The sequence below is a fragment of the Marinospirillum celere genome, from assembly GCF_900112235.1.
In the GTDB taxonomy this organism is placed as follows: Bacteria; Pseudomonadota; Gammaproteobacteria; order Pseudomonadales; family Halomonadaceae; genus Marinospirillum; species Marinospirillum celere.
The window spans coordinates 75,317-98,642 of record NZ_FOLH01000004.1; the positions used below are offsets into that span (position 1 = coordinate 75,317).

The following is a 23,326-nucleotide window of genomic DNA, read 5'->3' on the forward strand; positions in this document are numbered from 1 at the left end:
GATGAGCCCAACCAGCAATGAGCGCCAGCGCCTAGTCCGCAATCAACGCATCCTCGTCAAGATTGGCAGCGCCCTCTTGACCAACGATGGTCGTGGTCTGGATGTCAGCGCCATTCAAGGCTGGGTTGACCAGATGGCTGAACTCAGACGCCAGGGCAAAGAGATTTTACTAGTCACTTCAGGTTCTGTTGCCGAAGGCATGGTTCGCCTGGGTTGGAAAACTCGTCCTCACTCCATACACGAACTTCAGGCTGCTGCTGCTGTCGGCCAAATGGGCCTGATTCAAACCTGGGAGTCGGCCTTCAAAAATCGGGGACTGAACTCCGCACAAATTCTGCTCACCCATGACGACCTGTCCAACCGCAAACGCTATTTGAATGCGCGCAGTGCGCTGAGAACCCTGCTGGATCTGGGTGTCATTCCCATTATCAATGAAAATGACACCGTCGTAACCGATGAAATTCGCTTTGGTGATAATGACACCTTGGGCGCACTGGTTGCCAACCTACTGGAAGCGGAAACCCTGGTTTTGCTGACTGATCAGGCCGGGCTCTATGATGCCGATCCACGCAAAAACCCCAAGGCCCAACTGATTTCCGAAGGTCGTGCTCAAGATCCTGCCTTACTGGCTGTTGCTGGTGATGGGGGTGAGCTGGGCCGTGGCGGCATGTTTACCAAGGTGAGCGCGGCACGTCTGGCTGCACGCTCGGGTGCTCGCACGGTCATTCTGGGTGGACGCACCGAAAATGCCCTGATCCGCCTTTTTGCAGGTGAGGATCTGGGCACCCTGCTCTTGCCTGATGATGAACCCATTACCGCCCGCAAACGCTGGCTGGCCGGCCACCTTCAGGAAAGGGGTGTACTGGTATTGGATGCTGGTGCCGTCAAAGCCCTGCAACAAGATGGCAAAAGCCTTCTACCGGTCGGTGTTCGCGAAGTACGCGGTCACTTTATGCGCGGCGAACTGGTGGTTTGTGTCGATGAAAATGAACGGGCACTGGCCAAGGGCCTGGTCAACTACTCAGCTGAAGAAGCCCGCATCCTGGCCGGACAACCCAGCCAACGCATTGAAGAACTCTTAGGCTACATAGAAACGCCAGAACTCATTCACCGCGACAATCTGGTGGTTGTTTGATGAGCACTAGCCAACCCAATAACCCCTTGCACGGCATTACCCTTGAGCAGTTGGTCATCCAACTCCAAGAGCATTATGGCTGGGAAGGGCTGGCTGATCGTATCAATATCAACTGCTTCAAAAACGAACCCTCCATCAAATCCAGCCTGAAATTCCTGCGCCGCACCCCCTGGGCCAGAGACCAAGTAGAGCAGCTGTACCTCCACACTTTCCATAACGATCAGGCCTGATTTTATTGCAGTGCTTGGTTTTCTCAGTCAAATGCGTCTAGTATCTTGGCTATGACTAATTTCCTCACCCAGCAGCTGACCCAGTTACAAACCGCTTTTGCCAGCGAGCCCTATCCCGACTTTGCTGCTCGCAAAGACCGGCTCCAGCGTCTGAAAAAATCATTGAAACTCCACTACCTGCAACTCGTGCAGGCAATGAGTGAAGACTTTGGCAGTCGTTCTAGACAGGAGTCTTTATTGGCGGATGTACTGCCGATTTTGTCGGAAATTGATTTTGTCAGCCGCAGGCTTAAACGCTGGATGCGGCCTGAAAAACGCCAGGTCGACTGGCTTTATCAGCCCGCTCAGGCAAGGGTGATTTATCAGCCGGTGGGCGTCGTGGGCATAATGGTGCCCTGGAACTATCCGCTCCAACTGGCGCTATCGCCACTAGTCTCTGCCCTCGCTGCTGGCAACCGGGCTTTTCTCAAGCTTTCAGAGTGGACCCCAGCAACCAATCAGGCCTTGATCACCTGCTTGCAAGAAGCCTTTACGGCGGATGAAGTCCAGATAGCGACAGGTAAAAAAGATGTCAGCCAAGCCTTTGCTCAGCTGCCACTGGATCATCTGCTGTTTACCGGCTCTTCGGCGGTTGGTCGGCATATCCAACGTGCGGTCGCCGAAAACCTGACGCCAGTCACTCTGGAGCTGGGTGGCAAGTCACCTGCTCTACTGGATGAAGGCATTGCGTTAAAACAGGCACTCGACCCCCTGCTATTTGGCAAAACCCTAAATGCCGGACAAACCTGTATTGCCCCGGATTACCTGCTCTGCCCTGAAGAACGCCTGGATGAAGTTATCGCCTACTTACAAAAACGCTTTACTGAGTTCTTTCCGCAGCTAAAAGACAACCCGGACTACACCTCGCTGATTAACCGGCAACACAAGCAGCGCCTTCAGGATCTGCTGCAAGAAGCTCAGGCCTGTGGCTGTCAAACCCATGAATTGAATCCGGCCAAGGAGGATTTAAGCGATGGAAACAAGCTGGCTTTAACCCTGGTGATCAACCCTGATTCTGAAGCCCGCATGATGCAGGAAGAGCTTTTTGGCCCCTTGCTACCCATTATTACCTATCGGGATTTTAGCGAAGCCATTCAATTTATTCGCCAACGCCCCCGGCCACTGGCTCTTTATTATCTGGGTAAGAACCCAGCCCATCAGCAGCTTGTGGAATACCAGACACTGAGTGGCGGCCTGGCTATTAATGAAACCCTGCTTCAGGTCGCGCAGCATGATCTGCCTTTTGGCGGTGTCGGTGCTTCGGGCATGGGCCACTATCATGGACGTGAAGGTTTTTTAACCTTCTCCAAGGCCAAGGGCGTTTTTCAGCGCCGCCTGTTTAATTCCGCCCGCCTCATCTACCCACCCTATGGCCGCTGGATTCATCGACTGCTGGAGCGCTGGTTTATGCGCTGAAGCCGTGATAAAATTGGCTTCCCCTATCGCTGGGGATTCTGGCTGGTTATCAGTTTACGAATTGAAATCAGTATTTTACGATCTTTGAAAGACTCCAAGGAGTTATCGTGGCCAATATTAAATCTGCCAAAAAGCGTGCACTACAATCCGAAAAGCGTCGTCAGCACAACGCTAGCCTGCGTTCCAAGACTCGCACCAGCATCAAAAAGGTTCTGAAAACCGTTAAAGCCGGTGACTGGGATCAAGCGATGACTGATTTTCGCGCTGCGCAAAAGATTATTGACCAGGTCGCTGACAAGGGTGTTTACACCAAAAACTGGGCTGCTCGTACCAAAAGCCGCCTGAATGCCCGCGTCAAGGCACTGAAAGCTTCCTGATCTGGATTTTCATCCCTTTCAGGTGTAAAAGAACCGGCTTAATGCCGGTTTTTTTATGGAACCAGATACTTTTTAATTTCGCCTGATCGGGCTTCTTTTATGAGTCAGCAGCCATCACCCGAAGAATCCGCCAAAATCCGAAGCAAGCGTGGGCTTCTGGGTTCCGGGTTGCTTGTCAGTGCGATGACCTTCCTATCCCGTATTCTTGGGCTGGTGCGGGACATTGTTATTGCCACCCTGGTTGGCGCCGGGGGTTCTGCTGATGCTTTTTTTGTTGCCTTCAAGATTCCTAACTTTCTTCGCCGCCTTTTTGCTGAAGGCGCTTTCAACCAGGCTTTTGTGCCTGTGCTCGCAGAATACTCTGAAAAACAAAGTCGCGCTGAAGTTCGTCGCCTAAATAATGCGGTAGCTGGGTGCCTGGGCCTGTCACTGGTCGCCTTAAGTGCTCTCGCTGTACTGGCTGCACCCTTGCTGGTCTGGGTGTTTGCTCCCGGTTTTGCCAGTGACCCTGAAAAGCAGGCACTGACAGTAGATATGCTGAGGATTACCTTTCCCTATCTGCTGCTGATTTCTCTAACCGCCTTTGCGGGTAGCATTCTCAACACCTACAGCCGCTTTGCTGTTCCAGCTTTTACACCGGTACTGCTCAATGTCAGCCTGATTGCCAGCGCTATTTTCCTAAGCAGTTGGGCTGGCTCTTCAGCTGAAGCTCTGGCCTGGGGTGTACTCATTGCCGGTATCGTACAACTGGCTTTTCAACTGCCCTTTTTGGCCCGCGAAGGACTTCTGCCTGTGCCTCTTCCTGACTGGAAACATTCAGGGGTCAGGCGTATTTTAAAACTAATGGCTCCGGCACTCTTCGGGGTATCCGTCAGCCAAATCAACCTGCTTCTGGATACTCTGCTGGCTTCGCTCTTGGTCGATGGCAGTGTCGGCTGGCTTTATTATGCTGATCGCCTGGTTGAATTGCCGCTGGGCGTGTTCGGGATAGCCATCGCCACGGTGATCCTGCCGTCTCTTTCCAGGCAGCATGCCAGCGAAGACAAGGAGAAGTTCTCGCAGCTACTGGATTGGTCCGTACGCATGGTGCTTTTGCTCGGCTTACCCGCCAGTCTGGCCTTAATTCTCCTCGCCGAACCTCTGCTGATCACCCTCTTTCAACATGGTGCCATGACCGCCTATGACGTGGAGATGGCGGCACTGGCTCTCAGGGCCTATGCTCTGGGGCTGCTGGCTTTCATGTTGATCAAGGTGCTGGCACCTGGTTACTTTGCCCGCCAGAATACACGAACACCGGTTCGTATTGCGATCAAGGCTATGGTTGCCAATATGGTTTTCAATCTCATACTGATTATTCCTCTGGCCCATGCTGGTCTGGCTCTAGCTACCGCTGCTTCGGCCTTTTTAAATGCGGGATTGCTGGCTCAGGGTCTACGTAAAGAAGGCGTTTTACACTGGACGCCCGGCTGGGGTCGCTATGGCCTACAGCTGGCTTTTGCTTTACTGCTACTGATTGGCTTAATTCTGGGCTTATCACCTTCGAGCGCTGTCTGGCTGGACTGGGGAATAGCTGAGCGTATTCTCCGCTTGAGTCTGATCGTGGTCCTGGGTGCAGGACTCTATGGACTGGCTTTGCTGGTAGCTGGCATACGTATGCGTCATCTGAGGCCTGCAACGTAACCAAGTGTTAAAAAAATCATCTTTTCAGCTGAATTTCTGACCTGACCAGCAATCAACTTGGCTGCATCCTGTTTTCTCTAAAACAGGCTTTCTAAGCTAACACCTGTCTTACTTCGCTATTCTGGAGGGAACCTGTGTTGCTAAGTGATAAAGAAATGTCCGGCTTTACCCTGATGGAGCTACTGGCAGCTCTGCTCATCACCAGTTTTCTCGCTATCGGTGTTGCTCAATACTTGGCAGCGGCAACTCAAGTACGCCTGATCATGCATCAAGATACTCTGGCTGCACGAACAGCAGAAGATTTAGCCCGACAATTGGCCATCAGCCAGTCACCACCGGGCCATTTGAATGCGAGCCGCTGCACCTCCAAGCCTTCATCCAGTTCACTGGACACCTTGCAGCTGTGTCGTGCCTATCAAAAGCTGCCCCAGTTACGTGTTCGCAGTCAGGGTCAGCAGTTAACCTTAAGTTGGCAGGGACCTACCGGGACAAGGGAAGTGCAGCGCCCGCTGTTTTAAAAACAACAAGGAGGTTTCAATGCAGCCAGGGAATCGTGGTTTCAGTCTTCTGGAACTCTTAATCGTTGCCGCCTTGGGCAGTTTACTGCTGCTTGCAACCAGTGAGGTTTTTGCCCGCCTGGTTTTCTATCAAACCGATCTCAGTGCCTGGTTACGCCTGGAAGAAAAGGCGGCTTTGGCAGAAACAGCACTGAAAACAGATTTAAAAGCCGCCCACCAACTGGTTGCCTTAAAGAGCGCTGAGCGTACTTATCCTGACTTTTCTGAGCAAAGCTTCGAGATTACTGAATCTCTAGTGCGAACAGGCTCTTTTCAATCCGCACGCTCATCGGATTGGTTGCTGATCAACCGCTCCTCGGAAGACCCAAATCCTGATTTTAGCCTCTGGCATCTGGATCAGAAAACCTACGGACGGGGCCTGGCACACAAAGCATCTCGCCCGACGGAACCCAACCGGTTAAGCTCCTCCCAAACCCTGATTGCTGGTGTCGAGCTACTGCGCTTTCGTTTTTATTCTGATCAGCAAAAAGCCTGGTTGAGCAGTCAACAAGCTCAGAATAGTGAAGAAAACTTTTCCGGCATTCAGTTTGCAATCCTCTTGGCTTCCGAGCAGGCCCAACTGCATCGCAAACAACCCGCTTTGGAGCTCTGGGGTGAGCAACTGCGACCACCTCAGGATGGACGCTTACGTCTTCTGATAACAGGCAGTCTACCGCTTAGGAGTGAGCAGCCATGAACCCTGCCCATCAGCAAGGTTTTTTATTACTCCCCTTAATGATACTAACGCTTTTGGTCAGTCTATTGATTGGACTCTCTGCAAGGGATTTGAGCACTGGCTATTTGACTCATCGTCTTCAGCTTTATCACAGCTGCCAGGCTCATTTGGACCAGCTTGGCAGCTCTAACCAAGAGCTCTGTCCACCCTGTCCTGATCAAGCCTTTTGCGAACCATGAAGAGGCAGAAGGGGAGTATTAATCTGTTGGACCTTTTATTGGTGTTAGCCATCACGGGCTTACTGTTTGGCGTTGCTCTGCCGAGCTATCAATTCAACGTGGAAAGGCAACAACAAACAGCTGAACTCAATCGACTTCGTGGTGTTCTTCAACAAGCCAGACTTATCGCTAACCTGCTTGGTCAGGAGGTTTTTCTCTGCCCAGCAGCTTCATCAAACAACTGCTCTTCAGCCGCTATCAGTGAAGACTTACTTTTACTAACCAGTGACGGTCAACCACTACGTTTTTATCCGGGGTCCGGCAGAGTGATCGCTTTTCCCAGTCATGACCTGAGCTTCAGGCCTCTACCCAGAAGAGGAGCCGGAGGCACCCTGCTGCCCTGCACCGGGTTTAAATATAATCAACCCAAAGCCATCACCTTCTCAGTCACGGGTCGTTTGCGAATCAACTCAGACCCACCTGCCTCCTTGCAAAACCTCTGCCCCTCCTGAAGGTGCGGCTGTTCCCCCGGCCTTGACTTCTATATAATCACCTGTTGTCTTCCGACACCTTCAATCTAAAAGAACCGAGCCTGCATGGAATTGATTCGCGGCATCCACAACCTTCGACCCCAACATCATGGCTGCGTGGCCACGATTGGCAATTTTGATGGTGTCCACCTGGGCCATCAGAAAATTCTGCAACAGGTCAGAGAAGTTGCTGCTCGCCTACGCCAACCAGCAACCGTTATGGTTTTTGAACCCCAACCCAGGGAGTTTTTTGCTGGTGACCAGGCACCACCGCGCCTTAGCCGTTTTCGGGAAAAGGTAGAGCGACTGGCAGAATATGGTGCTGAGCGTATTGTTTGCCTTCAATTCAACAATCGTTTGCGCCAGTTAACCGGCGAAGAGTTTATTCAACAAGTCTTGGTTGAAGGCCTGGGTGTTCGCCATCTGGTGGTTGGGGATGATTTTCGTTTTGGCTGTGATCGTGCTGGAGATTTCCATTTATTGGAAAAAATGGGGCCAGAAAAAGGCTTTAGTGTTGAGCATACGCATACCTTTTTAATGGACGAAGAAAGAGTTTCCAGCACCCGTGTTAGAACAACCCTGGCCAGTGCCAATCTGGCCGGAGCAGCCCGCCTTCTCGGTCGCCCCTACAAAATCGCCAGCCGGGTTGTACATGGCCGCAAACTGGGCCGCACCCTGGGTGTGCCCACCGCCAACCTGTTGCTAGGTATTCGCAAGCCAGCACTGAATGGTGTGTTTTGTGTTCTCACCCGGCTGCATAATGGTCTGCTTTGGCCCGGCGTTGCCAACATCGGTTTAAGGCCCACCGTGGATGGTGTTTTACCGGCTCTGGAAGTCCACTTGCATGGCTTTGAAGGTGACCTCTACGGCAAGCCGTTGGAAGTTTTCTTTCTAGCCAAACTGCGTAATGAAATGAAGTTTAATGGCCTGGATGAATTGAAAGCAGGCATCAACCAGGATATCCAGCAATCCCTGCAATTTTTCCGACAAGCAGAGAGCAGCTGGCAACTCGAGCGGCCCTGGCCAAACTCATCCTTAGATCATCTATTGGCCACAGCTCCCCTGTAAATTTTCCAGTTAACTAACCTTGATGACACGATAACCATGACTGACAAGAATACGGACCAATACAAAGCAACTCTTAACCTGCCGGAAACCGACTTCCCCATGCGCGGCATGCTGCCCAAGCAGGAACCCAAGCGTCTGGAAAAATGGCAGCAGATGGATCTTTACACCCGTCTGCGTGAAAAGGGTGAAGGGCGTCCCAAATTTGTACTCCATGATGGCCCTCCCTATGCCAACGGCAATATTCACATCGGTCATGCCGTCAACAAGATCATCAAGGACTTTATCGTCAAATCCCGCACCCTGGCCGGTTACGATGCGCCCTATGTGCCCGGCTGGGACTGTCATGGTCTACCCATTGAGCACAAGGTCGAAGTCACCCACGGTAAAAACCTGCCTGCTGATAAGGCGCGTGATCTCTGCCGTGACTATGCCGGTGAGCAGATCAAGGGCCAGCTGCAGGACTTTGTTCGCCTAGGTGTAATCGGAGACTGGAAAAAGCCCTACCGGACGATGGATTTCAGCAATGAAGCCGGTGAAATCCGTGCCCTGGCAGAAATGGTCAAAGGCGGCTATGTCTTCAAAGGCCTGAAGCCAGTCAACTGGTGTTTTGACTGTGGCTCGGCCCTGGCCGAAGCCGAAGTCGAATATGCCGACAAGCAATCCGATGCCATTGATGTCGCCTTCCCCTGTGAAGATGAAACGCGTCTGGCCGAAATTTTTGGCCTGGACCAGCTACCCAAACCTGCCGCAGTCGTCATCTGGACCACCACGCCCTGGACGATTCCGGCCAACCAGGCGCTGAATATGCACCCGGAGTTCACCTATGCGCTGGTGGATACCGGTGAGCGGCTGCTGGTTCTGGCCGAACCCCTGGTGGAATCCTGTCTGGAGCGCTATGAGCTTCAGGGCCAAGTGATCGCTACCGCTCAGGGCGAAGCCTTTGACAAGCTGAACTTCCGTCACCCCTTCTATGATCGCCTGTCACCGGTTTACCTGGCCGACTACGTGGAAGCCGAAGCGGGCAGTACTGGTATCGTCCACTCGGCCCCTGCTTATGGTATGGATGACTTTAATACCTGCCGCGCCGAAGGCATGAGCTTTGATGAAATCCGCAGCCCGGTGCAAAGCAATGGCGTCTATGCCGATGACTTGCCGTTTTTTGGCGGTCAGATGATCTGGAAAGCCAACCCGCAGATCGTTGAAAAAATGCAGGAAACCGGCAGCCTGCTGGCTCACAAAAAAATCACCCACAGCTATATGCACTGCTGGCGTCACAAAACCCCTGTCATCTACCGCGCTACCGCCCAGTGGTTTGTGGGCATGGACCTTAAAGGCGAAGACGGCAAGACCCTGCGTGAAAAAGCCCTGGCCGGTATCGAACAAACCAAATTCTACCCCGAATGGGGTCAGGCGCGCCTGCACTCGATGATTGCCAATCGCCCTGACTGGTGTATCTCGCGCCAGCGCAACTGGGGGGTGCCTCTGCCATTTTTCCTGGACAAGGCCACGGGTGAACTTCACCCCAACACCCTGGAATTGATGGAAAAGGTTGCGCAAAAAGTCGAAGCCGAAGGCATTGATGCCTGGTTCAAAATGGATGCCGCTGAGCTGCTGGGTAGCGAAGCCGACCAGTATGACAAGGTCACCGATACTCTGGATGTCTGGTTTGATTCCGGCACCACCCACTGGCATGTGCTGCGCGGCTCTCACCCCCTGGGTCACGAAGAAGGCCCACGCGCCGATCTGTATCTGGAAGGCTCCGATCAGCACCGTGGCTGGTTCCATTCATCCCTGCTGACCGGCTGTGCGATTGACGGTCACCCGCCTTACCGTAGCCTGCTGACCCATGGTTTCACTGTGGATGCTCAGGGCCGCAAGATGTCCAAGTCCATGGGCAATGTCGTTGCCCCTCAGGAGGTCATGGACAAGCTGGGTGCTGATATTCTGCGCCTCTGGGTGTCGTCCACTGACTACTCGGGTGAAATGGCGGTTTCCGATGATATTCTCAAGCGTACTGCTGACTCCTATCGCCGGATTCGTAATACCGCGCGCTTTTTGCTCTCCAACCTGAATGGGTTTGAGCCGAGCCGTGATGCCCTGCCAGCCGAAGAGCTGCTGGCACTGGATCGCTGGGCCGTGGATGCTGCCCTGCGTCTGCAAAAGCGCATGGAAGAAGCCTATGCCAACTACCGCTTCCTGGATGTGTATCAACAGGTGCACCATTTCTGCGTCAAGGAATTGGGTGGCTTCTATCTGGATGTCATCAAGGACCGCCAGTACACCATGCAGACGGACTCCCGCGGTCGTCGTTCCTGCCAGACAGCGCTTTACCATATTGCCGAAGCCCTGATTCGCTGGGTTGCCCCCATCCTCAGCTTCACTGCCGAGGAAATCAACGAGCACCTGCCTGGTGAACGCCCCGAATCCATCTTCCTGACCACCTGGTATGACGGCCTCTTTGCCCTGCCTGAAGACAGTGGTGAAGAAATGGGTCGCGACTACTGGGAGCAGTTGATGGAAGTTAAAAATGCCGTCAACAAATGCCTGGAAGATGCCCGTAATGAAAAACTGATCAAGGGCTCGCTGAGTGCTGAAATTACTCTTTATGCCTCGGATGCGCTTCTGGCTGATCTCAAGCGCCTGGGTGAAGAACTACGTTTTGTTCTGCTGACTTCTGAAGTCACCCTTAAGCCGCTGGCTGAAGGTCAGGATGCTCGCAGCACCGAGCTGGATGAGTTGAAAGTGGCCATTACCGCTTCTGAACACAAGAAGTGCACCCGCTGCTGGCACCATCGTGAAGATGTCGGCAGTCACTCTGACCATCCTGAGCTTTGTGGTCGCTGCATCAGCAACCTGCCGGAAGGGCCAGGTGAAGAACGCCTTTATGCCTGACGAGAAAAAAGTGCCTAAACTCAAAGAGCTGCTGTCCAGCCTGGGCTGGCAGCAGCGCAACCTGCCCTGGGTGTTGGTTGCCGTGGCAGTGCTGACCCTGGACCTGATCACCAAGGCCTGGGTCAGTAACAGCTTCTACTACGGTCAACGCATTGAAGTGCTGCCGGTGTTTGATCTGGTGCTGCTGCACAACCCAGGCGCGGCCTTCAGCTTTCTGGCCGATGCCGGGGGCTGGCAGCGAGTTTTCTTTGTTGTTTTGGGTATTTTCGCCAGCCTCTTTCTCTGGGGCTGGATGAACCGCCTCAAACCCTCCGAAAAACTCACCGCCCTAGCCCTGGCTCTGATCCTCGGTGGTGCGCTGGGCAACCTGCATGACCGCATCCTGCATGGCTATGTCGTCGACTTCCTCGCCTTCCACTGGAACCACAACTACTTTCCTGCCTTCAATATTGCTGATGCAGGCATCAGCGTAGGAGCAGCCTTGATTATCTGGCTGGCGTTTTTTGGGAAGGAGAGCTCAGAGTAAGTGTCCTAAACGCTTTCCTTGACCTCACACATATCCGAGTAGCGAAGTAGGTTACTGCCTTCCTGTGTGCATGTTAAAATAAATTAATTCACTTTTCTCAGCTACGGATGCCCGCATGAAAGATCTTAAAATTGGTGAAGGTACGCAGGTTACCCTGCACTTTGCCTTGCACCTGGAAGATGGTCAGCCGGTGGATTCCACTTTTGATCGCGACCCTGCCACTCTGGTCATCGGGGATGGCAACTTGCCTGAAGGCTTTGAAAGTTGCCTGTATGGCTTGCAGGCTGGGCAAAAGGAAACCTTTACCGTGCCGCCCGAAAAGGCTTTTGGTCAGCATAATCCCAGCAATGTGCAACTGCTCTCCCGCTCGGACTTTGCCAACATTGATGAGTTGCAAATAGGGATGATCCTCGGCTTTACTGATAAAGCAGGCGGCGAACTTCCAGGGGTAATTGCGGAGATTGATGACCGCCAGGTGAAGGTGGATTTTAACCATCCTTTGGCTGGGCGCACCCTGACTTTTGAAGTTGAAATTATTGATGTGGCTCCCGCATCTGTGCAATAAGGCAGAAAATGATGAATCCAAGCATCCAGCTAGCCAATCCACGCGGTTTTTGCGCCGGTGTGGATCGCGCCATAGAAATCGTCAACCGCGCATTGGATGTGTTCGGCCCCCCCATCTATGTGCGTCATGAAGTCGTTCATAATCGCTTTGTCGTGGAAGCCCTTAGAGAACGCGGTGCCCGCTTCGTGGATGAATTGGATGAAGTGCCCGACGATGTGATTGTCATTTTTTCAGCACACGGCGTTTCTCAGGCTGTTCAAGAAGAAGCCGAAAGACGCCAATTAAAAGTTTTTGATGCCACCTGCCCACTGGTCACCAAGGTGCATATGGAAGTGCTGCGTTATGCACGGGAAGGGCAGGAATGTGTTCTTATTGGCCATGCCGGGCACCCCGAAGTGGAAGGCACCATGGGCCGCTACGACACCAGCCTGGGCGGACGCATTTATCTGGTTGAAAGTGAAGCCGATGCAGCCAAACTTGAAGTCAACGATCCTGACAAGCTGGCCTATGTGACCCAAACTACCCTGTCCATGGATGACACCGCCAAAGTCATTGATGCCCTGCGCCAGCATTTCCCCAATATTCAGGGTCCGCGCAAGGATGATATCTGCTATGCCACCCAGAACCGCCAGGACGCAGTAAAGACCCTGGCCGCAACTTCTGATCTGGTTTTGGTCGTGGGTAGCCCCAATAGCTCCAATTCCAATCGTTTACGCGAACTTGCCGAACGTATGGGCTCCCAGGCCTACTTGATTGATGGTGCTGATGACCTGAAAAAAGAATGGCTGGAAGGTATCAGCAAAATCGGCATTACCGCTGGCGCTTCAGCCCCTGAAGTTTTGGTAAAAGATGTCATTCAGCAACTCACTGAATGGGGTGCTGAGCTTCCCGTTGAGCTGTCTGGCCGCGCTGAAAACATCACCTTTTCAATGCCTAAAGAACTGCGCCTGACTGAAGTCAACGACTAGCCTTAATGACTCGGCGGGTCAAAATGACCCGCCGAGTCCATCCGAACACTCAAAAAGTCTCCTTCAACTCTACTTTTTTGGGTCTTTTCTTCCCAAAATACCTGGATTATTTGGTTTTATTCTCCTTCGCGGGCAGGTACAGGACTTGCTGTTACTTGGCATCAACGTTTCTGGAGAAGCCCGTGAACAGAGAAACTCCTAGTCAACCTTCGCTCAACGCCTGGCCTCTATGGGTTAGGCTGGAAAAGAAAGTCGGTATTTCTCGCGGCTGGGAAAGCATTACCTGGGAAGTTGCCGAAATCAGCCATTTGCCTTTGGAACACCCTGAAAGCGTGCGTCTAGAACTACAACTTTTTAAAGATCTACGCAGCGCCTATCGGTTTAACCTCTCCTCGCAGAACCCCAAGCTTTTTGTGGTTTGCCAGGAGACCGAGCAGGGCTTAGTGCCTCACCAAATCAGTAGCTGCCAGGATGTCGCCGCCGACTATATGGACGCAGGCCAACCCGTCCTGGACATTCCGTTACCCGCTCCTATTCATGCCTGGATGGAAGCCTTTATGGCTCATCATGGGGAAGAAGATCCTCGAGCGGGTAAACGCCGCATGCGCGGAAAACCCAAAGCTGATCAAAACCCTCAGGAGACATCTTCATGAGTGAAGCCTTTCTGTCACGCTGGGCAAAACGCAAGCAGGAACAACAGCTAGGAACGGCGACTACTGAAGCAGAAAGTGAAGCCCAGCCACCTGCTCAGCCGCAGGAAGCAGCGAACCCAACCGTTGATACTGAAGAAAGAGTCCAAGAGCTAACGGATGCCGATATGCCGGACCTGGAAACTCTCAACTCACAAAGTGATGTTTCCATGTTTTTTGCCAAAGGAGTCAGTCAGTCTTTACGCAAACAAGCACTGCGCAAACTCTTTCATCAGCCCGAATTTAATTACCGCTGCCCTATGGATGAGTATGCTGAAGATTATAGCCAGATGCCTACCCTGGCCAGCGAAGCGGTAGAAAAACTTCGCTACTGGGCCAAGGGCCGGGTAGATAACTGGAAAGAAGACCTAGAAACAGAACTCCAGGAAACACCAGAAGAAACCAAGGATCTGGAAAATTCCAACAACCTAGCCAATAAAAAAGAAGCTGATGATGACCAAGCAACCTGAAACTGCGAACAGCCTTGCTCGCCAGCAAGCCCTCAATAGCCTGCCACCTTTGCTGGCTATGCAAGCCGGTAGCCTGACCTACAAAAGCAACGGCCACCTGTTGATTGTTGGTCCAGAAGATTTAGCACGTTTAACCGCTGACCAACTGGAAGATCTAAGCTCTATCACTCTGCTGATACAGGGCGATGTAACCAACCAGGATGACGAGCACCTGGAAAAAGCCTTGGCCGCAGCTCCTGAAGCCAAGCTTATCTATGCCCCCTTAGCCAGCCTTCAAGGTTGGCTGGGTGCCTTTGAACTACAAATTCAAGATACTGAAAAACAGGAAAACTATAATCCTGCCAAGGCACTTATAGGCCAAGAGCACTATGACATCGTCCTGGATTTGACCGGCCAGCAACTCATTAGCAGTGAGCTTTCACCACCCGGTTATTTTGCTATTGACGCCCAATCCAGCCAGCTGCAAGAAGTCATCGAAGAGATCAGCGGTCTTCGCGGTGAGTTTGAAAAACCCAGCTATATCGAAGTTAATCATGCTATTTGTGCCCATGCTGACCGGGGCAAAACCGGCTGTACCCGCTGCCTGGATGTCTGCCCAGCCGATGCCATCATCAGCCACAATCAAACACCCACCCATGATTTTATTATCCAGGTTCAGGATGCTCTTTGCCATGGCGCTGGAAGCTGTACAACGGCTTGTCCTACCGGTGCGCTGAGTTTTACTTCACCCCAGCCGACCAATCGCCTGACCCAAGTACGCCAATTGATACAGGCTTATCGGGATGCAGGAGGCGAACGTCCCGCCGTTCTTATTCATGGTGAAGAAGCTGCACCCCAGTTAGATGATTTACCCGGTTTTGTACTACCCTTGGCACTTGAAGAAGCCGCAGGTGTGGGCAGTGAAATTTGGTTCTCACTGCTCTGTGCTGGGGCCACCTATGTTGCCATTCAAACCAGTAATGACACTCCTGCCAGCCTGGCACAGCTACTCAGCAAAGAAACCCGTTTGGCCGGCCAACTCCTGACCACTCTTGGACACCCATCAGAGCGCATCTCCCTGGTTGATGCCAATACCCTCAATCAGGAACTGGTGCAGCTGGATGAACACCTGGCTCCCTGGCACAACCAACCCGCAACTGATCCTTTCGAATGGGCAGGTAAGCGGGGAACGCTTAATGCTGCGCTTGAGCGTCTTTATGAACAGGCCGAAGCTGTTGAAGAGCCTCAAAAGCTTGCATCCGGCTCTCCCTTTGGTCAGGTTCACCTAGAAGCCGATGCGTGCACTCTATGCATGAGCTGTGTTGCTCTCTGCCCAACAGGGGCGCTACGTGGCGGAGATGAAACAGCGCCACGGCTGGCTTTCCTGGAAGCGGATTGCGTGCAGTGTGGTCTCTGTGAAGCCAGTTGCCCGGAAAAAGTAATCAGCCTGGAAGCACGCTTTATTGCCGCTCCGGGTATTCGTATGGAAGAGCGCACTCTCAAGGAAGAAGAGCCTTTCCACTGCATTAGTTGTGGCAAAGCTTTTGGCAACAGCAGCACCATAAACAGCATCATGAAAAAGCTGGAAAACCACAGCTATTTCCAGGGTGAAGCGGCGAAGCGTCTGCAAATGTGTGAAGACTGCCGGGTCCGTGATTCCTATCGCGAGCTGGCGGCTGACCCTGAAGCCCAGCTGCGCCTTTAATGACCGGAGAAGACAGATCATGCAACAGGAAGAAAATGCTTTAAGAGCCGATATCTATGCCTTGCTGGCCGCTCTCCTGCGTGACGCCCCCAGCGATGAGCTGCTTGAATTTCTGCGCGAGCTGGAGATAGATCCGACGCAGAAAAATGAGCTGCAACTGGGCTGGAAGATGCTGCAAATGGCTGCCCAAAAGGCCAACCATGCATCAGTGGCAGAGGAATATCTGCCGCTGTTTATCGGTATCGGCCAGGGTGAAATTACTCCCTTTGCCTCCTGGTACCTAACAGGCTCGATTATGGAAGCACCCTTAATCGAACTGCGCAATGACTTGAAACTGCTCGGCTTTGCACGCAGCGAAGAGCATAAAGAGCCGGAAGATCATATTGCTGCCTTATGCGAAATCATGTCCCTGTTGATCCAGCAGGGAGCCAGTGACAGCCGACAGGCCACTTTCTTCCACCGCCACTTGGCACCCTGGGCTGAAAATCTCTGCGAAGATATTCAACAAGCTTCCAGTGCGCTTTTTTACCAGGCAGTTGCCACCCTCGCCCTGGCTTTTTTCAAGCGCGAACGGCTGGTTCTGAAGCAAGAAGCCGAAGCGGCTGAAGCAGCAGTGCAAGTCTTCAGCCCAGCACATTAAGCTACTTCAGCTTTTGCGAAAGGGAAGCAGTTGCCTGGCTTGCTCGGCGTAGTCAGCAACTGCCAACCTTTCCCGTCCCAAAAATTCTTTAACGGCGGCAGCAAAACCTGGATCGGGCAGGGCATGCAAAGAGTGCGTCATCACTGGCTCAAAACCGCGCGGAATCTTATGCTCACCCTGGGTTCCCGGATCAAAACGCTGCAGCCCTCTCTCGATGGCGTATTCAATGCCTTGGTAATAGCAGGCTTCGAAATGCAGACAGTCTGCATCCACCAAAGCTCCCCAGTAGCGCCCATACAGAGTTGTGGCATCCTCAAAAAACAAAGCCCCAGCAACCTTTTGGCCCTGATATTCAGCCAACACCAACATTAAAGAATCCGACATGCCCTTGAGCAGCTCGACAAAGAACTCTTCAGTCAGATAGGGGTGCTGGCCACGCAGGTGATACGTCATTTGATAAAACCCAAAAAACTGGCGCAGCATCTGCTGGGTAATGGCAGCACCTGAAAAGCGCTCCAAAGTCAGCTCCTGTGCTTCAACCTTGCGTCTTTCCCTACGAATTTCTTTGCGTCTTTTACTAGTCATCGCAGCCAGAAAAGCATCAAAGTCTTCATAGCCCCGATTAAACCAATGAAACTGACAACCATGGCGTTCAAGTAATGTTTCGGGCCAAGTCGCTTGTAAGCTAGCAAGCTGCTGTTGATCAGGAAACAACAGGTGCCAACTGGAAAGACTAGCACCAGGTTCACCTATAGCTGTCAGTTGCTGCTGAATAGCTTCCAGCAAACATTTCAAAACAGCTTGTACTTCAACACCCTTAGCCATCAGCAGCCGAGGACCCGATGCAGGCGTAAAAGGAACTGCTGTTAGCAACTTGGGGTAATAATCTCTACCCCTTAGCCCGGTCATCGGATCAGGAAAGTGGCGGTAGGCTTCAGCCCACTGGAAATCAAAAACATACTCACCCCGTGAATGGTATTTACGGTAACTCGGCATAACAGCAAGCAACTGATCGCCTTCCCAAACACTGGCATGCCAGGGCTCCCAACCTGTCGCACGACTAACACAACCACTGGTTTCCAAAGTCTCTAAAAATTCCCGACGCAGAAAAGGATAACCACCTGAAGAATCCAACTGCTGCCAGCTAGTGGTCGGCAGCTCACAAATACTGGCATGCCATCTACAAATCATAAGAAGAACCTAATTCAATAAAATATTATAAAATATGCTTTTTTAATGCAGTGAACCTTTTCACATTTCAATTAATCATTAAGAGCCCAGCTTGACACCTGAAGACTGCTTGCCACACTAAAGCCTTACAAAGAATAAGCATTAAAAGAGGAGTCTAGGATGAAATAAATAAAAACTTATTTATTTTTATTAAGTATTGCTACTGCCAGTCTGATTACAGCGGGTTGTGACTCCAGCGATGACTCTGATGATACCACCCAAACACCTGGCAATGGCCCTCAAGATACCTGCTCAGGCCAGATAAATCTCGTCACTTCCGGTAGCGGCCTTGACTCTGATGCGGGCTATGAAGATCTGCATTTTTTTGGCTTTCAAGATCAGCTTTGTGCACTCAACCCACAAACGGGTGAACTCTTGATGGTCCACCAGGATTCAGATAATGAAACCCTGGAGCCCCTTGTAACCGTTTTCACTGGCGGCACTGAAACAGAAGACCTCGGAATTGCTGGTGTGGCCTACCGCAACGACCAGGAGATCCGCTTTGCTTCTTCCGACCCTGATGCAGAAAATATCCATGAAACTCTCGCTGAAGTGACTTCAGGAAGTATTGATGTGCTTCGCTTAGGCCGTGACCGACAAAACTGGGAAGCTTCTACACTGCTTTATCGCACGGTAGAGGATGGAAATGCCCGCTGGCACAGCGTTCAACTCAATGGAGAAAATGCTTTCAGCTTTGCAGAAGGCAAGGTTCCTTTGGGGCCAGTTCATGATCCAGCCTCAGGTGAGCTGAAAGCCTGGGTGGCTCACTCGGCGACTGACAACAACACCACCTACAAGGTTAACCTGGATGGTACTACCACAGCCACTCAGGGGAGCTTAAATACCATCTTAGGCGCTATTTTCCCCACATATCTGGCTCAGCTAGGTAACGGCAAGATTTTCTTTGCCGAGCCAACAACCAATAGCACTACTAAGCTGAGCTTATATAACCCTTCTGACAATAGCTTTACAGCTAAAGGTACCATCAACTTTGAGCTTAATGCCTTTGGCGCATCACTGAAGATGACATCGACCATTTGGACACCAGTGGCATTGATGATACTTGGCCAAACTTTATCCAGACAACAGAGCAGGGCGTTGCTTGGGGCTGGTCAAAAAATGGCGGCGGAGCCTATGGTGTAACCGCTCTGGATTCAGACGACACTAAAATTGAGCTCTTTCAAGGCAACACGGAAGATGCAGATATAGTGCTTTCCACATCGATTTCAGGAACTGAACATAACTGGGTCTTCTTCAACTTTATGGATATCAGTGAACCACCCATGACCTTTGAAGCCTATGCTGTCAAAGCCAACGACCCTAACAACCAAGTTGTTCATGACAATGCCCAATGGCAGCTAGCATCCAGTCCGGCCTCAGCTGGCTATAGCCAGGATCACTTAGCGCCCGATGTAGTATCTGAGCGTTATCTTAGTAAGCATGCTGATGGTCAGGAATTGGTTTATGCCGCTTCTGTCCAAAATCCAAGCCAAACCCACCTGATGGGAGAGCTTAATGTCGAAATTAATAACCCTTTGGGTATTCCTCAAGCCCTGCTTAGCTCTGATCCGGGCATAGGCTTAGGCCCTTTCCGCTTGTTCACCCTGAGTGACAGCCTCTGGCTGGTAGATAGCCGGCATGAGAGCTCTCTAGCCCGCATACTAAAAGACAGTGAAGGTACGCCTAACCTAAGAACCCCTGCAGGCTTTTAATCCTGATAGAAAAAACCAGGCCCTTATGGGCCTGGCTGCTTTTTTTCTCAATAACAAGCTCCTTTTGTAAGATGCCAGCCTGAATAGTGAGGGCACTGGTAGGCCCTAAGCGAAATCCCCTTTTCTTGCCTGATGACTTCAGCCCTGTTCATCGCATCTTGCTGAGTTAAATATAAAGCTTTGGGTCTTCCTGATCCGCTGGAACAAATACATTTTCTGCTGGGCGTGTGGTTTTTTCGTGGAGATAAATGCCAAAAACCACAACTGCTGCACTTATATGGAACCATGTCACTTTCATATCTTGCATATGCATAGTCAGCACCTTGTTGGGCTTCCCGCTCACTTTCATAATAAACAAGTGCCTTACCCGTATTTCTGCTGAAGCATGTACTACTTTTCTTGCTCATGAAATTCACCATTGATCAATATGTGGTAGCTACTCTGTTACCTACTTGCAAGCACCGGACACGCGGCAGGCGCAGGTGGTGGGTACATGACAGGCATGGCCTTCGCAGCGTGCTGCTTCAGGATTGCTACCACCTGGGTAGGGACCAAAATGACGCTGATAAAGCTGTTTTGTTTTTTCAAAGGTGGCCTGCAGCAATTGCTGGTCATCTTCACCATAGATACCAAAGTAGGGGTAGTGATCGATGAAACGTCCGAAGATTTTTCGGCAGTCTTCACGGTAGGCGCGGGTGTCCAGCAGATGGGCATGCCAGACATAGTCAACCATTTTGCTCGGCACCAGAGATGCTGCAGGATAAGCTAGTTTTAGTGCCAGGAACTTGCGGTATTCCTTTTCAGCAAAGGCCCACTCATCTGGGGTTAGCTCGGCTTCGCTGGATTCTGTGTACTTGTGCTGCAAGCGACGTAGATCCAGTTCGGCAATTTTGCGGGGTAAAAGATCAAAGCTGTTTACGTTAGTCATGGCTTGACTCCTGTTGTTTAACAAAGCGTCGTTGTTAACGCCAGGGTCAGTATTTTTCTGTGGATTCCACAACCAAGCTTTTTTTAGCGAATAGCATCCAAAAATTCATCAAAAGCACTCAGCTCTTGATACTCATTAACAATCAGCGACTTATATCGGCCAATCAGTGTTTCAGGGCTATCAGGTAGCTGCTGGGCAGCCTGATAGGCCGCCTCAATATTATTATTCAAGTAGTGGATCATCATGGATTCGTCCACTGAAAGCACACTCAACTGAGTTGTCATGGCACTCAAAAGACTGTCTCGACCATCCAGCGCCAGTTGTGGTAATTCCATAAAGGGATTGGGCAGCTTTTCTTCATAGAGATCGACGTCACTACCCAGAAGCTCAACAAAATCACGCAGCTCAGGTGGCAGCAGACCAATTCCCACCACACTCTGGCGGTTGACCAGCAGCTCCTGAACCCAGGTTGCCAGTTTCTTACGCTCAGCAACGGCCCTGGAATCGAAGAATTTCATCACCTGCTTAGGCATGCCAAAGATGCCATGAATCAACACTGCGTTGTGTAGCTGGACTAACTGAGCTTCACTGTAATAGCTGCGACTGCGGCTACCACAGCCACCACCCAGCCGCTCTTCTTCACGAGGCTTAAAGAAGAGCTTTTTATCCGGCATTTTCGCTTTAAGGAGGGTATTCACAGCATTACGAAAGTTCGGGTAGCGGGCACTGTCGATAGCAAACAGCTCCCAAATAGCTTCGGGCGCTGTGTAAGTTTGCATCCTTGAATCACTATTCACAGGCATTTCTTAACAACCCGAAGTGAGACTGCCCTGTTAGTTGTTCGGTCATGGCAATGCGTGTAGCTACTTCGTACCAATCCCGATTACAGTAGTTACTACTCTTATAATACTGAACTACACCAATGCAGTACCCCGCCTGTACAGCCTGCTGCATTGAACTCAGTTGACCCGCTAGCAAACGGCTTCTCTCTCTGGCCTTATAAAGTGTCACTACCTCGGTACATCCCTCAACTAGGCGTTGAGCAGACAAATCCCCCCGAGCACTGGCAGACAAAGGAAAAACTAAAGCCAACACTAACAACAACCCGGCTATTTTTCTAACGTGGATCATCTGACAGCTCCTTACCTTCTGATAATACCTGCACCGGTTCCTTTTCAACTGGCTTCTCTGTCTTTAGTGCAAGGAGCTTGGGTGGCCTGTGTAGGTAGAGTTGAAGCAATACAAAAAAATGTGAGATATAGAAAAAAACCAGGAAGGACACACCAAAAGCCAAGTCAATATCTTCTGCTGGTACCGACCTTGCTGATCCATAGTTCATCTCCCACCAGAAGCCAAGCACAAAAAAGGTAACGCCGACTAGAGATAAAAAAGCAAAGAGCCCTATACCATAGGACCGCAATACCAGCGCTAACGCTGAATGCCATTTTTTTCCAGCTTTCCGCGTTCTTAAGAATATTTGAATGGTCAAAATCAAGCTAACGACTAAAAAGATCAGCTCCAGATTGGAAAGTGTCGTAAAAGAAAGCCTGGACTCAAAAACAAAGTAAAGGGTATATATTGGGAAAAGGATTGCGCCCAGGAAGACATAAAAATAATGTGCCAGTCGCTGACTCCAGCCCTGTATTTTTTTATGCAGCCGCGAATGCTCTCCCACTAATGGCTGCTCCTTTTCAATATTTTTTTCCATGGTTTATCCTTGTAGTTTTTTCAATTGCTCAACGCAGAAAAGCCCCTCTGGGGAGGGGCTAATTAGCCTTAACTTGGCAGTGAAGAGTTAGTCGATAGAACATCCATCTGGCAACTCTAGCTCGTCATCAATGCCGTGACCAGTAACCGTACAGCCTTCAATCTCGTTACCATCAGCACCATGAAGAGCAACGGTCACTTCGTCCGTACCAGTTACTTCAATATGAATACTTAAATCACCTGCGCCAGTCAGTTTTAACTTACCTTTTGTCATACCAATAAAGCGGCTAGTCAGCGCATCATCAACCAGCAGTTCAAATGCACCATCAAGCTCATGTAAATCCACTATCATATCAGGCGAACCCTGTAACAAGCTACCAAGCCTGCTGTCATCCCAGCCTGACCAGGTTAAGTCATGGATGCGCAACCAACTTTCGTCATCACCTTCCTTGCGATCAATGCTAAAGGCCTTTGCAGACAGGCTTTCCAGATCACCGCCAGCATCCCGCTTGATTTTTAGGGCACCGTTGTAAGTGTGAGTAAGCGTGTCATCACTTTCATCCGTTACTGCCAGATCATCAAAGGCAAAGGTCTCAAGATGGCCATCTCCTTCTTCTTGAAGGTCGTATACAAAGCCGCCATTCAGGATATCGCTATCAATATAAAACCCATCCAAATCGCAGTTGGTAAAAGTCTGGGTATTACGACCCAAGTCCATATCACTCAGGTCATAGTCGGCCACATATTCCCCAGTAATACTGAAAGTGTAGCTTCCACCGCCATCACATGCCTGCTCACCAGAGGACTTGTCATCCAAATAATCATCAGCCCACATCAAGTCATATGCTGCGTCGTCAGCCAGATTCTGGGTAAGGTAGCGAGCCTCATCATCTACAATACCTAAAGCTTCCGTCGCGGCCTTGAATATTGCAGGCACATTTTCTGCATCAATAGTTATCAGGTCTCGAGCTGCTTCAACAGAACCACCTGTCAAATTACCACTGTTTAAACCTGAACCACCATTCGAACCTGAAGAACTATCACTGTCCAAACATCCTGCAAGCACAAATGCAGACGCTGCAACGGCAAGAAGTCCCAACTTGAAAGTTTTTTTTATTTTTCATCTATTAATTCCTTTAATTTCCATGATTAGTGCTGTATCCACATAACACAGCACTAGACATTCTTACTTCAAAAGGTCATCTTTTGAATAGCTCTACTGAAGTTTTTTGTACCTATTGTTACATTACGTAGGATTAATAAAATTACATTCCTCTGCTTCCTGAACTTATAACTATTCCCAATTCAATTAAACTATTATCCTATTTACCTAGCCGAGCAACTGTTGTTTCTATCAGAGAAACTTAGCCACCCAATGAAGAGTTAACC

Annotated in this window: 26 protein-coding genes; 19 read left to right on the forward strand and 7 right to left on the reverse strand. The window is 50.8% G+C overall.

Features of this window, described 5'->3' with window-relative positions:
- The first annotated feature begins 1 nt into the window (after position 1).
- The 17 genes from proB to BM185_RS10055 all read left to right on the forward strand — a co-directional run bounded on the left by proB (position 2) and on the right by BM185_RS10055 (position 16,360).
- A complete protein-coding gene (gene proB / locus BM185_RS09970) occupies positions 2–1,135 on the forward strand; it encodes a glutamate 5-kinase (RefSeq protein WP_091962947.1) in 1,134 nt (377 codons plus the stop codon).
- Positions 1,135–1,365: a VF530 family protein gene (locus tag BM185_RS09975; protein WP_091962949.1), complete on the forward strand. Its 231-nt coding sequence runs from the start codon at positions 1,135–1,137 to the stop codon at positions 1,363–1,365. The genes proB and BM185_RS09975 overlap by 1 nt, the downstream gene beginning before the upstream one ends.
- A 51-nt stretch (positions 1,366–1,416) precedes the next feature.
- Positions 1,417–2,820 (forward strand): coniferyl aldehyde dehydrogenase, encoded by a 1,404-nt coding sequence (locus tag BM185_RS09980; protein ID WP_091962952.1) that lies wholly within the window; start codon positions 1,417–1,419, stop codon positions 2,818–2,820.
- Between the two features lie 107 nt (positions 2,821–2,927).
- Positions 2,928–3,197, forward strand: coding sequence for a 30S ribosomal protein S20 (gene rpsT, locus BM185_RS09985; RefSeq protein ID WP_091962955.1), 270 nt, complete (start codon positions 2,928–2,930; stop codon positions 3,195–3,197).
- Between the two features lie 99 nt (positions 3,198–3,296).
- Positions 3,297–4,877 (forward strand): murein biosynthesis integral membrane protein MurJ, encoded by a 1,581-nt coding sequence (murJ, locus tag BM185_RS09990; protein ID WP_091962959.1) that lies wholly within the window; start codon positions 3,297–3,299, stop codon positions 4,875–4,877.
- A gap of 134 nt (positions 4,878–5,011) precedes the next feature.
- Positions 5,012–5,395: a type IV pilus modification PilV family protein gene (locus tag BM185_RS09995; protein ID WP_091962962.1), complete on the forward strand. Its 384-nt coding sequence runs from the start codon at positions 5,012–5,014 to the stop codon at positions 5,393–5,395.
- Between the two features lie 19 nt (positions 5,396–5,414).
- Complete coding sequence (locus tag BM185_RS10000) at positions 5,415–6,131, forward strand: prepilin-type N-terminal cleavage/methylation domain-containing protein (protein ID WP_091962964.1); 717 nt, start codon at positions 5,415–5,417, stop codon at positions 6,129–6,131.
- A gap of 244 nt (positions 6,132–6,375) precedes the next feature.
- A complete protein-coding gene (locus BM185_RS10010) occupies positions 6,376–6,840 on the forward strand; it encodes a GspH/FimT family pseudopilin (protein WP_091962970.1) in 465 nt (154 codons plus the stop codon).
- A gap of 84 nt (positions 6,841–6,924) precedes the next feature.
- Positions 6,925–7,926: a bifunctional riboflavin kinase/FAD synthetase gene (gene ribF, locus BM185_RS10015; RefSeq protein WP_091962972.1), complete on the forward strand. Its 1,002-nt coding sequence runs from the start codon at positions 6,925–6,927 to the stop codon at positions 7,924–7,926.
- A gap of 36 nt (positions 7,927–7,962) precedes the next feature.
- Positions 7,963–10,818, forward strand: a complete 2,856-nt coding sequence (gene ileS / locus BM185_RS10020) for an isoleucine--tRNA ligase (protein ID WP_091962975.1) — start codon at positions 7,963–7,965, stop codon at positions 10,816–10,818.
- On the forward strand, positions 10,811–11,344 hold the full coding sequence (lspA, locus tag BM185_RS10025; protein WP_091962977.1) for a signal peptidase II: 534 nt from the start codon (positions 10,811–10,813) through the stop codon (positions 11,342–11,344). Before ileS ends, lspA begins: the two co-directional genes overlap by 8 nt.
- A gap of 115 nt (positions 11,345–11,459) precedes the next feature.
- Positions 11,460–11,909, forward strand: coding sequence for an FKBP-type peptidyl-prolyl cis-trans isomerase (gene fkpB / locus BM185_RS10030; RefSeq protein WP_091962979.1), 450 nt, complete (start codon positions 11,460–11,462; stop codon positions 11,907–11,909).
- 8 nt (positions 11,910–11,917) lie between these two features.
- Positions 11,918–12,877, forward strand: a complete 960-nt coding sequence (ispH, locus tag BM185_RS10035) for a 4-hydroxy-3-methylbut-2-enyl diphosphate reductase (protein ID WP_218149428.1) — start codon at positions 11,918–11,920, stop codon at positions 12,875–12,877.
- Positions 12,878–13,059: 182 nt separating this feature from the next.
- A complete protein-coding gene (locus BM185_RS10040; protein ID WP_177203527.1) occupies positions 13,060–13,530 on the forward strand; it encodes a DUF3305 domain-containing protein in 471 nt (156 codons plus the stop codon).
- A complete protein-coding gene (locus tag BM185_RS10045) occupies positions 13,527–14,036 on the forward strand; it encodes a DUF3306 domain-containing protein (RefSeq protein WP_091962986.1) in 510 nt (169 codons plus the stop codon). Before BM185_RS10040 ends, BM185_RS10045 begins: the two co-directional genes overlap by 4 nt.
- Positions 14,017–15,720: a 4Fe-4S dicluster domain-containing protein gene (locus tag BM185_RS10050; protein WP_143089510.1), complete on the forward strand. Its 1,704-nt coding sequence runs from the start codon at positions 14,017–14,019 to the stop codon at positions 15,718–15,720. Before BM185_RS10045 ends, BM185_RS10050 begins: the two co-directional genes overlap by 20 nt.
- Positions 15,721–15,739: 19 nt before the next feature.
- Entirely contained in the window at positions 15,740–16,360 is a 621-nt protein-coding gene (locus BM185_RS10055; RefSeq protein WP_091962990.1) for a TorD/DmsD family molecular chaperone, read from the forward strand.
- 6 nt (positions 16,361–16,366) lie between these two features.
- On the opposite strand, the gene BM185_RS10060 is transcribed toward BM185_RS10055, so the two are convergent.
- Positions 16,367–17,551 (reverse strand): GNAT family N-acetyltransferase, encoded by a 1,185-nt coding sequence (locus BM185_RS10060; protein WP_091962992.1) that lies wholly within the window; start codon positions 17,549–17,551, stop codon positions 16,367–16,369.
- A gap of 417 nt (positions 17,552–17,968) precedes the next feature.
- Here BM185_RS10060 and BM185_RS10065 point away from each other — a divergent pair, with 417 nt between their 5' ends.
- On the forward strand, positions 17,969–18,733 hold the full coding sequence (locus BM185_RS10065; RefSeq protein WP_091962995.1) for a hypothetical protein: 765 nt from the start codon (positions 17,969–17,971) through the stop codon (positions 18,731–18,733).
- A 65-nt stretch (positions 18,734–18,798) separates the two neighbouring features.
- Entirely contained in the window at positions 18,799–19,302 is a 504-nt protein-coding gene (locus BM185_RS10070; protein WP_143089511.1) for a hypothetical protein, read from the forward strand.
- A 166-nt stretch (positions 19,303–19,468) separates the two neighbouring features.
- Here BM185_RS10070 and BM185_RS14670 read toward each other — a convergent pair whose 3' ends face one another.
- From BM185_RS14670 to BM185_RS10100, 6 genes are all read right to left on the reverse strand, one after another.
- Entirely contained in the window at positions 19,469–19,615 is a 147-nt protein-coding gene (locus BM185_RS14670) for a hypothetical protein (protein WP_177203528.1), read from the reverse strand.
- Positions 19,616–19,750: 135 nt separating this feature from the next.
- Entirely contained in the window at positions 19,751–20,230 is a 480-nt protein-coding gene (locus tag BM185_RS10080; RefSeq protein ID WP_091963003.1) for a glycine-rich domain-containing protein, read from the reverse strand.
- Between the two features lie 83 nt (positions 20,231–20,313).
- The gene (locus tag BM185_RS10085; RefSeq protein WP_091963006.1) at positions 20,314–21,009 is read right to left on the reverse strand and encodes a hypothetical protein; all 696 of its coding nucleotides are present in this window, start codon (positions 21,007–21,009) and stop codon (positions 20,314–20,316) included.
- 10 nt (positions 21,010–21,019) lie between these two features.
- A complete protein-coding gene (locus tag BM185_RS10090; RefSeq protein ID WP_091963008.1) occupies positions 21,020–21,361 on the reverse strand; it encodes a hypothetical protein in 342 nt (113 codons plus the stop codon).
- Positions 21,348–21,938, reverse strand: coding sequence for a hypothetical protein (locus BM185_RS10095; RefSeq protein ID WP_091963011.1), 591 nt, complete (start codon positions 21,936–21,938; stop codon positions 21,348–21,350). The genes BM185_RS10090 and BM185_RS10095 overlap by 14 nt, the downstream gene beginning before the upstream one ends.
- 87 nt (positions 21,939–22,025) lie before the next feature.
- Positions 22,026–22,988, reverse strand: coding sequence for a hypothetical protein (locus BM185_RS10100; protein WP_091963014.1), 963 nt, complete (start codon positions 22,986–22,988; stop codon positions 22,026–22,028).
- Positions 22,989–23,326 lie beyond the last annotated feature (338 nt).